This window comes from Caulobacter sp. GW821-FHT12D05 (assembly GCF_058807295.1).
In genome coordinates this window covers 667,406-680,259 of sequence record NZ_JBXAQO010000002.1, presented here as the reverse complement: position 1 = coordinate 680,259, position 12,854 = coordinate 667,406, and the positions used below count along the sequence as shown (strand labels likewise).

14 protein-coding genes are annotated in these 12,854 nt (G+C 69.0%); 7 read left to right on the top strand and 7 right to left on the bottom strand.

The window, feature by feature from the left end:
• Positions 1-33: 33 nt before the first annotated feature.
• Genes AC1RRR_RS10665 through AC1RRR_RS10650 form a run of 4 tightly spaced genes read right to left on the bottom strand, consistent with a single transcriptional unit; the run spans position 34 to position 4,397 of the window.
• Positions 34-2,223: a TonB-dependent siderophore receptor gene (locus tag AC1RRR_RS10665; RefSeq protein ID WP_492812874.1), complete on the bottom strand. Its 2,190-nt coding sequence runs from the start codon at positions 2,221-2,223 to the stop codon at positions 34-36.
• Between the two features lie 46 nt (positions 2,224-2,269).
• Entirely contained in the window at positions 2,270-2,548 is a 279-nt protein-coding gene (locus AC1RRR_RS10660; protein WP_492812872.1) for a DUF3325 domain-containing protein, read from the bottom strand.
• The gene (locus AC1RRR_RS10655) at positions 2,545-4,107 is read right to left on the bottom strand and encodes a PepSY-associated TM helix domain-containing protein (RefSeq protein WP_492812871.1); all 1,563 of its coding nucleotides are present in this window, start codon (positions 4,105-4,107) and stop codon (positions 2,545-2,547) included. The genes AC1RRR_RS10660 and AC1RRR_RS10655 overlap by 4 nt, the downstream gene beginning before the upstream one ends.
• A complete protein-coding gene (locus AC1RRR_RS10650) occupies positions 4,104-4,397 on the bottom strand; it encodes a hypothetical protein (protein WP_492812869.1) in 294 nt (97 codons plus the stop codon). Before AC1RRR_RS10650 ends, AC1RRR_RS10655 begins: the two co-directional genes overlap by 4 nt.
• A gap of 181 nt (positions 4,398-4,578) precedes the next feature.
• Between AC1RRR_RS10650 and AC1RRR_RS10645 the strand changes: the two genes are divergently transcribed.
• The 4 genes from AC1RRR_RS10645 to AC1RRR_RS10630 are packed head-to-tail and all read left to right on the top strand — an operon-like array spanning position 4,579 to position 7,537.
• Positions 4,579-5,367, top strand: a complete 789-nt coding sequence (locus AC1RRR_RS10645) for a helix-turn-helix transcriptional regulator (protein ID WP_492812868.1) — start codon at positions 4,579-4,581, stop codon at positions 5,365-5,367.
• Between the two features lie 51 nt (positions 5,368-5,418).
• Complete coding sequence (locus AC1RRR_RS10640; RefSeq protein ID WP_492812866.1) at positions 5,419-5,904, top strand: pyridoxamine 5'-phosphate oxidase family protein; 486 nt, start codon at positions 5,419-5,421, stop codon at positions 5,902-5,904.
• Between the two features lie 59 nt (positions 5,905-5,963).
• A complete protein-coding gene (locus AC1RRR_RS10635) occupies positions 5,964-6,539 on the top strand; it encodes an RNA polymerase sigma factor (protein WP_492812864.1) in 576 nt (191 codons plus the stop codon).
• Positions 6,536-7,537 carry a FecR family protein gene (locus AC1RRR_RS10630; RefSeq protein ID WP_492812863.1) on the top strand — a complete coding sequence of 334 codons (1,002 nt, stop codon included), beginning with the start codon at positions 6,536-6,538 and terminating at the stop codon, positions 7,535-7,537. The genes AC1RRR_RS10635 and AC1RRR_RS10630 overlap by 4 nt, the downstream gene beginning before the upstream one ends.
• Here the strand turns inward: AC1RRR_RS10630 and AC1RRR_RS10625 are convergent.
• Together AC1RRR_RS10625 and AC1RRR_RS10620 are read right to left on the bottom strand one after the other, a co-directional pair.
• Positions 7,534-7,926, bottom strand: coding sequence for a helix-turn-helix transcriptional regulator (locus AC1RRR_RS10625; protein ID WP_492812861.1), 393 nt, complete (start codon positions 7,924-7,926; stop codon positions 7,534-7,536). The genes AC1RRR_RS10630 and AC1RRR_RS10625 overlap by 4 nt on opposite strands.
• A gap of 90 nt (positions 7,927-8,016) precedes the next feature.
• Positions 8,017-8,853, bottom strand: a complete 837-nt coding sequence (locus AC1RRR_RS10620) for an alpha/beta fold hydrolase (protein ID WP_492813544.1) — start codon at positions 8,851-8,853, stop codon at positions 8,017-8,019.
• A 294-nt stretch (positions 8,854-9,147) separates the two neighbouring features.
• Here AC1RRR_RS10620 and AC1RRR_RS10615 point away from each other — a divergent pair, with 294 nt between their 5' ends.
• Positions 9,148-10,590: a catalase gene (locus tag AC1RRR_RS10615; protein ID WP_492812859.1), complete on the top strand. Its 1,443-nt coding sequence runs from the start codon at positions 9,148-9,150 to the stop codon at positions 10,588-10,590.
• Here AC1RRR_RS10615 and AC1RRR_RS10610 read toward each other — a convergent pair.
• Positions 10,587-11,477: a LysR family transcriptional regulator gene (locus tag AC1RRR_RS10610; protein ID WP_492812858.1), complete on the bottom strand. Its 891-nt coding sequence runs from the start codon at positions 11,475-11,477 to the stop codon at positions 10,587-10,589. The genes AC1RRR_RS10615 and AC1RRR_RS10610 overlap by 4 nt on opposite strands.
• A 120-nt stretch (positions 11,478-11,597) precedes the next feature.
• Between AC1RRR_RS10610 and AC1RRR_RS10605 the strand changes: the two genes are divergently transcribed.
• Together AC1RRR_RS10605 and AC1RRR_RS10600 are read left to right on the top strand one after the other, a co-directional pair.
• On the top strand, positions 11,598-12,320 hold the full coding sequence (locus tag AC1RRR_RS10605; protein ID WP_492812856.1) for a hypothetical protein: 723 nt from the start codon (positions 11,598-11,600) through the stop codon (positions 12,318-12,320).
• 11 nt (positions 12,321-12,331) lie between these two features.
• Positions 12,332-12,850, top strand: coding sequence for a redoxin domain-containing protein (locus tag AC1RRR_RS10600; protein WP_492812854.1), 519 nt, complete (start codon positions 12,332-12,334; stop codon positions 12,848-12,850).
• Positions 12,851-12,854 lie beyond the last annotated feature (4 nt).

Genomic DNA, 12,854 nt, shown 5'->3' with positions numbered 1-12,854 from the left:
ATGCAAGACGCCGTGGCCAGGCTTAGGTTCCGCCTAGTATCGCGCTCTCACGTTGAACAGCACCCGGCGCGGTTCGCCCCAGTAGCCGCCGTTGAAGTAGCCGACGTTGCGATAGTACTTCTCGTCCAGCAGGTTGGTGACGTTGACGCCGGCGCTGATCTTGTCGGTGAAGGCGTAGCGGACCAGGGCGTCGGCCAGGAAGTAGCTGCCCTGCGTCACCCGCGTGGCGGCCAGCACCGGCGCGCCGGCGGCGGTGAAACGGCCGGTCGGGGCGTTCATGTTCTGATAGACCTTGGTCTGCCAGCTCATGCCGCCGCCCAGGGTCCAACGTCCCAGCTTGTAGGTCGAGTTCAGCTTCAGCATGTGCAGCGGATTGACCGTGAACACCCGATTGCCCTTGGCGTCCTCGTTGAAGGTGTAGGTGTAGCCGCCGGTCACGCTCCAGGCCTTGGTGATCGAGCCCGACACCTCCAGCTCGGCGCCTTGGGTCTTCACGCCGCTGACCGCGCGATAGGCCGTCGTGCCGTCGGGCAGGCTGTTCAGTGGCACGGTCGGATCGATTTCCGCGACATTGTCCTGCTGCATGTAGAAGCCGTTGAGCGATGCGTAGAGACGCTTGTCGAAGAACTCGGCCTTGAGGCCGTACTCCCAGTTGCCGCCGATCTTGGGGGCGATCTGCTCGAAGTCCTTGGTGCGCAAATTCTGCGGCTGGAAGACGTCGGCATAGCTGACGAAAGCCGTGAGGTTTCCGGTCAGGTCGTACAGCACGCCCAGATAGGGCGCGATGCGGGTCTCGCCGTAACGGCCGGTGGTGTTGACGAAGGCGCCGGTCGTGGCGCTGAAGTTGTCGGTCTGGACATCCCAGTCGCTGAAGCGCGCCCCGCCGATCACCTTCAGGCGGTCGGTTGGGTTCAGGCGCACGGCGGCGTAGAGGCCGGCCTCGGTGGTGTTGGCGATGCTGCGCGGCTTGCCGGTGTTGGACACGCCCGGCAGGCCGATGTCGCCGTTCCAGTTGAAGATGCTGGGGAAGGTGGTCAGGCTGTAGGGGCGGCTGGTGATGCCGGCGTTGATCGTGCGCAGGTCGCGGCTGAAGACGTTGCCGCCGACGACCAGCTCGTGCTGGCGGCCGAACGCCTGGAACGGCCCCGAGGCATAGGCGTCCAGCGACTGCTCGCGGGTCTCGCTGACCGTGTAGGTGTCCGAGATGGTCAGGCCTAGGCCCGTCGTCTTGTCGGCGAAACCGCCGCTGTTGGAGCCGGCGAACAGCAGGCTCTCGGTGTCGGTCGAGCGGTTATTGTAGGCCAGGCGGCCGACCCAACCGCCGCCGAAGTCATGCTCCAGCACGCCGAACAGGTTGCGGCTTTCGCGCTCCCAGCGGTTCCACTTGGCGCCGGCGCTGTACGAGCGCGGCAGCTCAGCCCGTGTCCCATCACGGAAGAACAGCGGCGCGGCGCTCCAGGCCCCGCCTTGCGAGTCCGTGCGCAGATAGTCCGCGCCGAGGCGCAGGCGGGTGCTGTCGGTCAGGTCGGCCTCGACCACGCCGTACAGGCTGGGCGACTTGTCGTGCTGGAAGCGGACGTAGGACTCGCGGTCGGTATAGGCGCCGACCAGACGGGCGCGGATGCGGCCGCTCTTGACCAGCGGGCCCGAGACGTCGACCTCGGCCCGGCGATAGTCCCAGGAGCCGGCCGACAGGCTGGTCGAGGCGCGGAAGTCCTCGGTCGGGCGCTTGCGGACCATGTTGATCGTCGCCGACGGATCGCCCGCGCCGGTGACCAGGCCGGTGGCCCCGCGCACCACCTCGATGCGTTCGTAGATCGAGGTGTCGCTCAGCACTGAATTGCCGCCGGCGCCGGTGGTGTACTGGGTCGGCACGCCGTCGAACTGGAAGTTGGTGATGGCGAAGCCGCGCGCGTTGAACAGCACGCGGTTGGAATCGTACTGCTGGACGTTGACGCCCGGGGTCTGGGCGAAGACCTCGGTCACGGTGATCAGATTGAAGTCCTCGATCCGCTGGCGGGTGAAGACCGTCAGGGACTGGGGCGTCTCGCGCAGGGTCAGCGGCAGCTTGGTCGCGGTGTTGGTGCCCTTGACCTGGTAGCCCTCGGTGCGGCCGGTCACCAGGACGCTGTCGACGGTGGTGTCTTCGGCGGTCTGAGCGTGGGCGGCGGAGGTGAGCGCCAGGAGGGCGGCGCTGGCGAGGAGGGCGGTGCGAGCGGGCAAGGCTTGGGTGTCCTTTGGTTCGAAAGGTGCGAAAAAGTCAGGAATTTCAGGGTTTTCGGCGCGGCGGCGCGTAGGTCAGGGCCAGCAGCACCGGCGCGGCGCCGGCGGTCAGCAGGCCCAGCCAGTAGATCGGTCCGTAGGCCCATCCCCAGGCGGCGATCGCGACGACGAACGCCAGGGTCAGGGCCAATGCTCCAGCCAGTTGCAGCAGGCGTTTCCGACTTCTGACCGGCCGCGCGCCGGTACGGGCGTGGTGGTGGCGATCCATGGCCAGCGCCAGGGCCGCGAAGCCGCTGAGGCAGAGGAAGAGGGCCAGCAGGGTCATCCGCGCGCCTCGGCCAACTGGGTGAGGGCGGCCTCCTTGGCGCGACGCTTGGCTTGCGAGCGGGCCGCGCGCCAGGCGATGGCCAGGAAGCTGGCGCCCAGGACCAGAAGGCCCAGCTCCATGCCGATCAGTGACCCGTCGCCGGCCTTGAGGCTGTCGACCAGTCCGCGACCCGTGGCGGCCTGATCGAAGATTGGCAGTAGCAGCAGGGCGACGCCCGTCAGGCTCAACTGCTCGATCCAGGCCTTGTTCGGCGGACGGACGAAGGCGTGTATCAGCGTGGCGGCCCAGACCAGGAACATCATGTGGACCTCCCAATCGGCACGGTGGGCCATGCCGGTCGGCAGCAGGCGGTTGGCCCACAGGAAGCCGGTCATGGCCAGTGGCAGGCCGGCGACCGCGCCGACATTCAGCCGCTCGACCAGCCAGAAGCCGAAGTGGAACCTGGCCCCCAGCTTGGCGCGGCGCTTGGCGATCCAAAGCACCAGGCCGGTGGCGACCATGGCCGTGCCCGCCACGCCTGACAGGAAGAACAGCCAGCGCAGGGTCATCGGCGCGAAACGGCCGGCGTGCAGGCCGATCATGCCGCCGCGGGTAATCATGCCGGCGGAGGTCGGTGCGACGCTGCTACGGACCTTGCCCGTCACCCCGTCGAAGACGATCTCCCAGCGGCCGTCGACCAGCTTGTCGGACGCGCGGCGGGTGACCACGATGCGGGCGGCCTTGTCGTTCGGATTGTCGATCCGGATGATGCCGGGCTGGCCGCCGTCCCAGGTCTTGGACGCGGTGGCCAGGATCCCGCCGATATCGGCCAGCGGCGCGGCCTGGCCCGTGGGCTTGACCGGCTTCAGGCGCGGGGCGCTCTCGGCGTAATAGGCCTTGGTGCTGGGATAGTTGGCCGTCACGCCGAACGGCACATAGATCACCATCAGGGTGACGAGGCCCGTGTAGGTGATCATGGCGTGGAACGGCAGCGCCAGCACCGCCAGGGCGTTGTGGCCGTCCAGCCAGCTGCGCTGACCCTTGCCGGGCCGGAAGGTGAAGAAGTCGGCGAAGATCTTCTTGTGGGTGATCACGCCGCTGACGATCGCGACCAGCATGAACATCGAGCAGAAGCCGACGACCCAGCGGCCCCAGATCACCGGCATGTAGCGCAGGTCGAAATGCAGCCGGTAGAAGAGGTTCCCGCCCTCGGTCTCGCGCGCGGTGGTCGGCTTGCCGTCCGGACCGATCAGCGTCGCGGTCGGGTCGTCGCCGCGCAGGACGGGCTTCTTGCCCTTTTCCTTGTAGGTCGTTTCCGCACCGCTGGCCCGTTCGTCAGGCAGCATGATCTGCCACGAGGCGGCCTTGGGCGCAGTGGCCTGCAGGTGCGTGATCGCGCCGCGCGCGACGGTCTCCAGGCTTTGGGGCGCGCCGATCTCGGGCTGCGACCAGCGGGTGATCTCTTCGCGCCAGTAGCTGACCGTCCCATTGAGGAAGATCAGGTACAGCACCCAGCCGACCAGCAGGCCCGACCAGGTGTGCAGGCCCGCCTGAGATTGTCGGAAACCTTGCTTCATGCCGCCCACATCGCGCCCAGGCCAGCGAGAGCGCCGATGGCCAGCAGGACGAGGCCGGCGCGCAGGGCGCTGGACGCGGCGAACACCCAGACCACCAGGGCGGCATAGATCCCGAACGCGGCGATCGTGGCCCACAGGGTGGCGTCCAGTCGCGCGGCGGGGAGGGTGCGGGCCAACAGCATCGTGCAGGCGGCGGTGACGGCATAGGCGCCGGGGATGGCCAGCACGACGCGCACGGCCACGTCCCAGCCGTTCCGTCCTTTTCCGCGCACGACATTCGCCGTCTTCACGCCCGACACCCCTTCAAGCCCACTGAGATTTTGATTTCGGGCTCGCTTAAAGTTATTGAGAGGCAGTCGCAATGATGTGGTCAGGCTTTGGCCCGATCGCGGAACATATCGACCCGTTCGCGACTGCCGCCGGTGCCGGTCAGCGGCTGATATCCAATCGCGTGCTGCCTCAAGGATTCCGTTGTCCGTCGAACCGTCCGAGCCCCCGATCGACCAGAGCAGCGCCGACCATCCGCCGGTGCGCCCGGTCGTGGGGTTCTACGGCCGCCAGCCGACCGGCTACTACGACCCGCCGCACGTCCATGACCGGGCCCAGTTCTCGTACCGGCTGGAAGGCGTGGCCGCGGTGCGGGCCGGCGACGCCTCGATCGTCCTACCGCCCGGGCGCGGCGTCTGGATCCCCGCCGGCCTGCGCCACGAGGTCAGCTGCGCGGGCCCGGCCGCCTACAACGTCCTCTACGTGACGACCGCCGCCAGCCCCCAGCCCGACGGCTTGCGGGTGCTGGATATCAGTCCGTTCCTCCACGCCCTGGTCGAGGAGTTCCTGACCTTCGGTCCGCTGTACGACGAGGCCGGGCGGGAAGGGGAGATCGTGCGGCTGATGCTGGGCGAGATCACCCGCGCGCCGCCGTCGACCGAGGCCGGTCCCAAGCTGCCCGAAGACGCCCGCCTGCAACGGGTCTGCGCCGCCCTGCGCCGTGACCCGGCCGACGGCCGCGACATCGACGCCTGGGCGACCGAGGCGGGCATGAGCCGCCGGACCTTCACCCGCAACTTCCGCCAGGAGACGGGCATGAGCTTCGTGGCCTGGCGCCAGCAGCTGCGCATGACCCAGGCCGCCGCCCTGCTGGGCGCGGGCCAGTCCTCGACCCAGGTCGCCCAGACCCTGGGCTTCTCGTCGCTGAGCGCCTTCGCCACCCTGTTCCAGAGGTCCTTCGGACTGTCGCCGGGGCGGTACGCGCGTCGGTGATTGAAGTTGCGAATGATTCGCATATACTGCTCCGCGACAGTGGAGTTGGATATGAGCGAGCCAGGTTTCATCGACGACAGAGCGGGTCCGCGGACCGTCTATGCGCAGCCCGCCAAGGCGGTGGTCGACAAGGCCCTGCCGAAGCTCGATCGCCACAGCCGCCGGTTCCTGGCGCTGTCGCCATTCTTCTGCATCGGCTCGACCCGGCCCGACGGACGCGGCGACGTCAGCCCTCAAGGCGGCGAGGCGGGTTTCGTCCACGCGATCAGCGACACCGAGCTGGCCTTCCCCAACCGTCCTGGCGCCGACCGGCTGGACACCTTGGGCAACATCGTCCGCGAGCCGGGCGTGGGCCTGGTGTTCTTCATCCCCGGCGTCGACGAGGTGCTGCGGCTGAACGGCCTGGCGCGGGTGACGACGCGCGAGGACCTGATGGCTCGCTTCACCCACCAGGGCAAGCGCCCGCGCTCGGTGGTGCTGGTCGAGATCGACGAGGTCTATTTCATGAACCAGGACGCCAAGAAAAACCTCGACTGACCGTACGGATTTCCCGCGTCGCCGCGTGTTCGAAAGAATGGCCGACGCTGGAGTTCCGCATGCTCCTGGAGCATGAACAGTTCATGGACGGACCCCGCGACGCGTCGGCGAGCGAGCAAGGCCGCCGCGCCCAGGCGCGCGGGGCGGCGCTGGCGGCGTCCCTCAACGAGCCACTGGCCGGCTTCTTCCGCCGGCGGCTGGGGCCCTGCCAGGAGGCCGAGGTCGAGGACCTGGTGCAGGAAGTCTTCGTCCGCGCCGCCGACCAACTGAGCCTGGCCGAGGAAGAACACGCCCGGGCCTATGTCTTCCGCGTCGCCGCCAGCGTCTGGATCGACCGCCATCGCCGGCGGCAGGCCCGGCGGGCCGACCGTCATGTGCCCTTCGATCCCGATCGCCACGATGGCCAGGGCGTCGACCTGGCCCGGCAGCTGGACGCCCGCGAGGCCCTGCGCATCGCGACCCAGGCGCTGGCGACCCTGCCCGAACGCACCCGGGCCATCTTCATCCTTCGCCGCATCGAGGGCTTGGCCGTGCGCGAGGTCGCCCATCGGCTGGGCCTGTCGACCAGCGCGGTCGAGAAGCACATGGTCCGCGCCCTCGAACACCTCTTGGCGCATACGAGGATCTCGCGATGACCGACCGTATGCTCAGCGACCTCGTGGGCCTGCCGCCGGACCAGGCCGCCGCCCGCCTGCTGGTCGAGATCGACGAGGCCGATCCGGGCCAAGCCGCGCGGCTGGACGCCTGGCTGGACCAGGACCCGGCCCATCGCGAGGCCTGGCTGAACGCCCAGGAGATGCTGGCCAGCTTCGACTTCGCCGACGAGCATCGGCCGCTGGATCTGCCGCGTCGTCGGGCCAAGGCGCTGCGGGGGCCACGCTCGATCACGCCGTGGCTGGCGGCGGCCGCCTGCGCGGTGGCGGCGGTCGGGCTGGCGGTGACCCTGGCGCCGTGGAAGGCCGATCCGGTCGCGCCGCCGGCGGCGACCCAGCGCATCGATTTCGAGACCGCCGACCAGCAGCGCCTGTTCCCCATGCCTGACGGCAGCAAGGCCACCTTGGCGCCGAGCAGCGCCCTGGATCTGGCCTACACGAAGGGCGAGCGACGGGCGCGGCTGGTGCGGGGACAGGCCTATTTCGATGTCGCCCACGACGCCACACGACCCTTCGTGGTCGAGGCCGAGGGGCGGCTGGTCACGGCCCTGGGCACGCGCTTCGACGTGCGCAGCGACTCCGAAGGCCTGCGGGTGACCCTGCTGGAGGGCAGCGTCCGGGTCGACCTGCCGGGCGCCAGCCCCGCCCAGGCCGCCGTCGTGCTGCGTCCGGGGCAGGAACTGCTGGTCGCGCCGGGCAAGCCCGAGGTGGTGCGCCAGGCCGATACGGCCGGCGCCGAGACCTGGCGCGAGACCCGCCTGGTGTTCGACGACAAGCCGCTGGGCGAGGTGGTGACGCAGCTCAATCGCTACGCCGTGCTGCAGCTGGTGATCGACGACCCGCGCGTGGCGGCCCTGCGGATCACCGGCCAGTTCCGCGCCGGCGACAACGCCCGCTTCGCCCGCGGCCTGGCCAAGCTGTATCCGGTGCGGGCCGTGCCGGACGGGCCGGGGCGGTTGAAGCTGGTGCGGGCTGACTAGGCCTGGCGGTGAGTACGCCGCCAGGTCGTGGGCGTCATGCCCATCAGGCGGCGGAAGCGGTTGGTGAAGTGCGACTGGTCGGCGAAGCCGCAGGCCAGGGCGATCTGGTTCAGGGGCTCGTCGGTGGTGGCCATCAGCACCTTGGCCCGATCCAGGCGCTTGTGGGTGATCAGGGCGCGGGGCGCCAGGCCGAAGGTGTCCTTGCAGGCCCGCCCGAAATAGCCGGGACCCACGCCCGAGAAGGCGGCGATCCGAGCGACGCTGAGCGGCGCGCTCAGGTTTTCGTCGATGAACCGCTCGACCTGGCGGGCTCGCCAAGGCGCCAGGCCGCCGATCCTCGGCGGCTGGCGGAAGGTATGGGTTTCGACGGCCCCGACATGTCCCAGCATGATGTTCTCCCCGAGGCGCGCTAGGGGCCTCGACAGTGAACACGCACGGCGCGGGCGAACCCGTACGCCGTGCGCTGGGAGACGTCGGATTTAGGCCTTGATGAAGGCCAGCAGGTCGGGGTTCACCACCTCGGGGTGGGTCGTGCACAGGCCGTGCGGCAGGCCCTTGTAGGTCTTGAGCGTACCGTTCTTCAGCAGCTTGACCGACAGCGGCGCGCTATCCGCATACGGAACGATCTGGTCGTCGTCGCCGTGCATGACCAGGGTCGGGACCGAGATGGCCTTGAGGTCCTCGGTGAAGTCGGTCTCCGAGAAGGCCTTGATGCAGTCGTAGTGGGCCTTGATGCCGCCCATCATGCCCTGGCGCCACCAGTTCAGGATCACGCCCTGGTCGACCTTCGCGCCCGGCCGGTTGTAGCCGTAGAACGGGCCGGCCGGCACATCGTGGAAGAACTGGGCGCGGTTGTTGGCGGTGGCGGCGCGGAAGCCGTCGAACACCTCCAGCGGCAGGCCGCCGGGGTTCTTGTCGGACTTGACCATGATCGGCGGCACCGCGCCGATCAGCACGGCCTTGGCCACCCGGCCAGCTTCCGAGCGCGCCACGTAGCGGGCGACTTCGCCGCCGCCGGTCGAGTGGCCGATGTGGACGGCGTTCTTCAGGTCCAGATGCTTGGCCACCGCGATCATGTCGGCGGCGTAGGTGTCCATCTCGTTGCCGGTGTCGGTCTGGGTCGAGCGGCCATGGCCCCGGCGGTCGTGGGCGATGACCCGGAAGCCCTGGGCGTAGAAGAACATCATCTGGTTATCCCAGTCGTCCGCGCTCAGCGGCCAGCCGTGGTGGAACACGATCGGCTGGGCGGTCTTGGGACCCCAGTCCTTGTAGAAGATCTGGACGCCATCCTTGGTGGTGACAAAGCCGCTGCTCATCTGACTATTTCCTTGGGTCTGGGTTTGGGCCGTGCAGGCGGCCAGAGGGGCGGCCATCGCCAGCAGGGCGATGCCGAGGCCTCCGCCGACGACGCCGCGACGCGTGACGTCGCCGTCTTCCGTGGGTTCGGTTGAGTTCATCAAAGCCCCCGTTTTTCGAACGCGGGCATCCTGGGTCCGGCGGGCTGGAACGGTCTTGCACCAACCGAGCGTGATCCACGGTCAGTTTGTTCAATCCTGACGGGCGCGACGTCGCCAAGCTTTGGGCATCGCTTGGATCGCCCGGAGCCTCTCGTGTCCGATCACCGCCTCACCCGCGCCAACGGCGCCCCCGTCGCCGACAACGTCAATATCGAGACCGCCGGCCCGCGCGGGCCCGCCCTGCTGCAGGACATCTGGCTGATCGAGAAGCTGGCCCATTTCGACCGCGAGGTGATCCCTGAGCGCCGCATGCACTCCAAGGGCTCGGGCGCCTACGGGACCTTCACGGTGACCGGCGACATCACCCGCTTCACCAAGGCCAAGGTCTTTGCCGAGATCGGCAAGCAGACGCCGGTGTTCCTGCGCTTCTCGACCGTGGCCGGCGAGCGCGGGGCGGCCGACGCCGAGCGCGACATCCGCGGCTTCGCGGTCAAGTTCTATACCGAGGAGGGCAACTGGGATCTCGTCGGCAACAACACCCCGGTGTTCTTCTTCCGCGACCCGCTGCGGTTTCCGGACCTGAACCACGCGGTCAAGCGCGACCCGCGCACCGGCATGCGCAGCAGCCAGAACAACTGGGACTTCTGGACCCTGCTGCCCGAGGCCCTGCACCAGGTGACCATCGTGATGAGCGACCGGGGCCTACCGCGCGGCTATCGCCACATGCACGGCTTTGGCAGCCACACCTTCAGCTTCATCAGCGAGGCCGGCGAGCGCACCTGGGTCAAGTTCCACTTCCGCAGCCATCAGGGCATCGAGAACCTCACTGACAGCGAGGCCGAGACCCTGGTCGGCAAGGACCGCGAGAGCAGCCAGCGCGACCTGTTCGAGGCCATCGAGCGCGGCGACTTCCCGCGCTGGACGCTGTCGGTGCAGGTGATGACGGACGCCCAGGCCAAGGCCTTCCCGTTCAACCCGTTCGACCTGACCAAGGTCTGGCCCAAGGGCCAGTTTCCGCTGATCGAGGCCGGGGTGCTGGAGCTGAACCGCAATCCCGACAACGTCTTCGCCGAGGTCGAGCAGGCGGCCTTCACGCCGGCCAATATTGTACCGGGCATCGGCGTCTCGCCCGACAAGATGCTGCAGGCGCGCCTGTTCTCGTACGGCGACGCCCAGCGCTACCGGCTGGGCGTCAACTTCAACCACATCCCGGTCAATGCGCCCAAGTGCCCGTTCCACAGCTATCACCGCGACGGGGCGATGCGGACGGACGGAAACCTGGGCGGGACCCCGCACTACTGGCCCAACAGCCGGGGCGAGTGGCTGGACCGGCCCGAACTGAACGAGCCGCCGCTGGCGATCGACGGCGCGGCCGCCCATTGGGATCACCGTGTCGACGAAGACCACTGGCAGCAGCCCGGCGACCTGTTCCGGCTGATGAACGCCCAGCAGCGCCAGGCCCTGTTCGACAACACCGCCCGCTCGGTCGGCGGCGCCAGCGTCGACATCCAGCAGCGCCATATCGCCAACTGCGCCAAGGCAGACCCGCTGTACGGCGAGGGCGTGGCGCAGGCCCTGGCGCGGCTGGGGCGCTAGGCGGCGTCCGCGAGGTAGCCGGACGTCTTCAGGCCCTCGGCCGCAGCCTCGACCAGGGCCCGCACGCGCGGCGTCTGGCGCACGTCGCGGTGCACCCCCAGCCACACCGTCCGGGTCGGAGGCAGCGAATGGGTGACGATCTCGACCAGGCCCGGGGTCTTTTCGCCGAGGCAGCGGGGCAGCACCGCCACGCCGGCTCCGGCGGCGCAGGCGCGGGCCTGGGCCTCGCGGCTGTTGCTGCGCAGGGCGACGTGGGCGTCGACGGCGATGCCGGCCAGCCACTCGGCGTCGACCTGGCCGCCGTGCTGCTCATCCATCTGGATGATGGCGTGGCCGCCCATGCCGGTCCGGCAGTCGGGCGTGCCGCGCCGCGCGATATAGTCCGGCGAGGCGAACAGGGCGTGCGGCACGTCAGCGACCTTGCGCTGGAAGATGTCGCCCTGGTCGAAGCGGTTGAAGGACAGGGCGATGTCGGCCTCGCGCCGGGTCAGGCTGAACAGGCGCACGTCGGTCAGCAGCTCGATGGTCACCTCCGGATGCTCCAGGGTGAAGTCGGCGAAGATCGGGGCCAGCACGCGGGCGGCGAACCACTCGATGGCGGTGACGCGGACGGGACCGGACAGGCCCGCGTCATGGCCGATGATCATCCGCTCGACGGCCAGGGCCTCGCCCTCCATCCGCTCCAGCCCCGCCAGGATCGCCGCGCCGGCCGCGGTAGTGACATAGCCGGTCGGGGTGCGGTCCAAGAGGCGCGCGCCGGTGCGCTTTTCCAGCGCCGCGATGCGCCGGCCGACAGTCGGCTGGCTGAGGCCCAGGTCGCGGGCGGCGCGGGTCAGGCTGCCCGACTTGGCCACCGCCAGGAATACGCGGAGGTCGTCCCAGTCCATCGCTCATCCCATGCAAATTTGAATAGCGTGTGAGCGAAACTGGGTAGTCCCGCAACAGAAATCAACCACCACCTTCTTCACAACGGCGGCCGAGGCCGCGCTCATCAAGGGGTCTGTTCCATGTCCAAGCTGCGTTCGGCGCTCGCCGCCTCCGCCCTCTCTCTGATCACCGCCGGCAGCGTGGCGGCCCAGGCGATCACCGCGCCGGCCACGCCGGCCGCCGCCGCGCCGTTCGACATCGTCCGCACCGAGATCGTCTCGAACGGCACGGATGTCGCCTTCAAGGTCCAGGTGCGCGGCAAGGCCGGCGAGCTGAAGCCCAAGGCGACCGGCCAGTTCGCCGGCAGCGCGGTCTACAGCTATGTCTGGCCGACCTCGCTGGACAGCGCCACGGTCGGTTTCGAGAGCGCCCAGGGCATTCTCGCCCTAGCCGTGACCTTCCACCCGGACTTCGATGACGGCGCGGCCGGGGCGGTCAATCGCCATGTCTGGCATCCGCACTGGGTGGTGCTGACCAAGGATCCCGCCTGCGGTCCGGCCGCGCTGAAGGTCAAGGACATCCCGGTCGGCGCCAAGCCCAAGCTGCCGGCCACCTGGCCCGGCGTGCCGCTGCTGATCGACAGCCCGACCTATCCGACGACCCTGGCCACCGACACCGTCGAGGTGAAGGTGCCGGTCTCGGTGATCGGCGCGACCGAGGGCGTCAAGTTCGACGGCGTCACCGCGGCGCTGAAGATCAACGGCAACCTGCACGCGCCGCTGCTGTGCGTGTCCGACGTCTTCGACGTGGCCTCCGGCGATCTGAGCCTGCCGGGCAAGGTCACTTCGGTTCACGCCCACTAAGGAACAAGCCCATGCCATCGCTGAATGGCCCTGCGCCGTCCTGGATGACGACGCAGTGGTTCAACACGCCTGTACCCCTGACCCTGGAAGGTTTTCGGGGGAAAGTCGTCGCGCTCTACGCCTTCCAGATGCTGTGCCCCGGCTGCGTCAGCCACGCGCTGCCCCAGGCCCAGCGCCTGCGCGAGGCCTTCCCCGCCGAGGACCTGGCGGTGGTCGGTCTGCACAGCGTCTTCGAGCACCACGAGGCCAACAGCCCCGCGACGCTCGAAGCCTTCCTGCACGAGTACCGGATCAAGTTCCCGGTCGGCATCGACGCCGCCGGGATCGACGACCCGATCCCTCGGACCATGTCGGCCTACCGCATGCGCGGCACCCCGACCCTGGTGCTGATCGACGCCGAGGGCCGCCTGCGCCGCCAGGTGTTCGGCCACGCGCCGGACCTCAATGTCGGGGCCGAGATCAGCCGCATGCTGCAATCCCAAGCCGCCGAAGACTGCTCGACCGGCGCCTGCGCCATTCCCCAAGCCTAGAGAA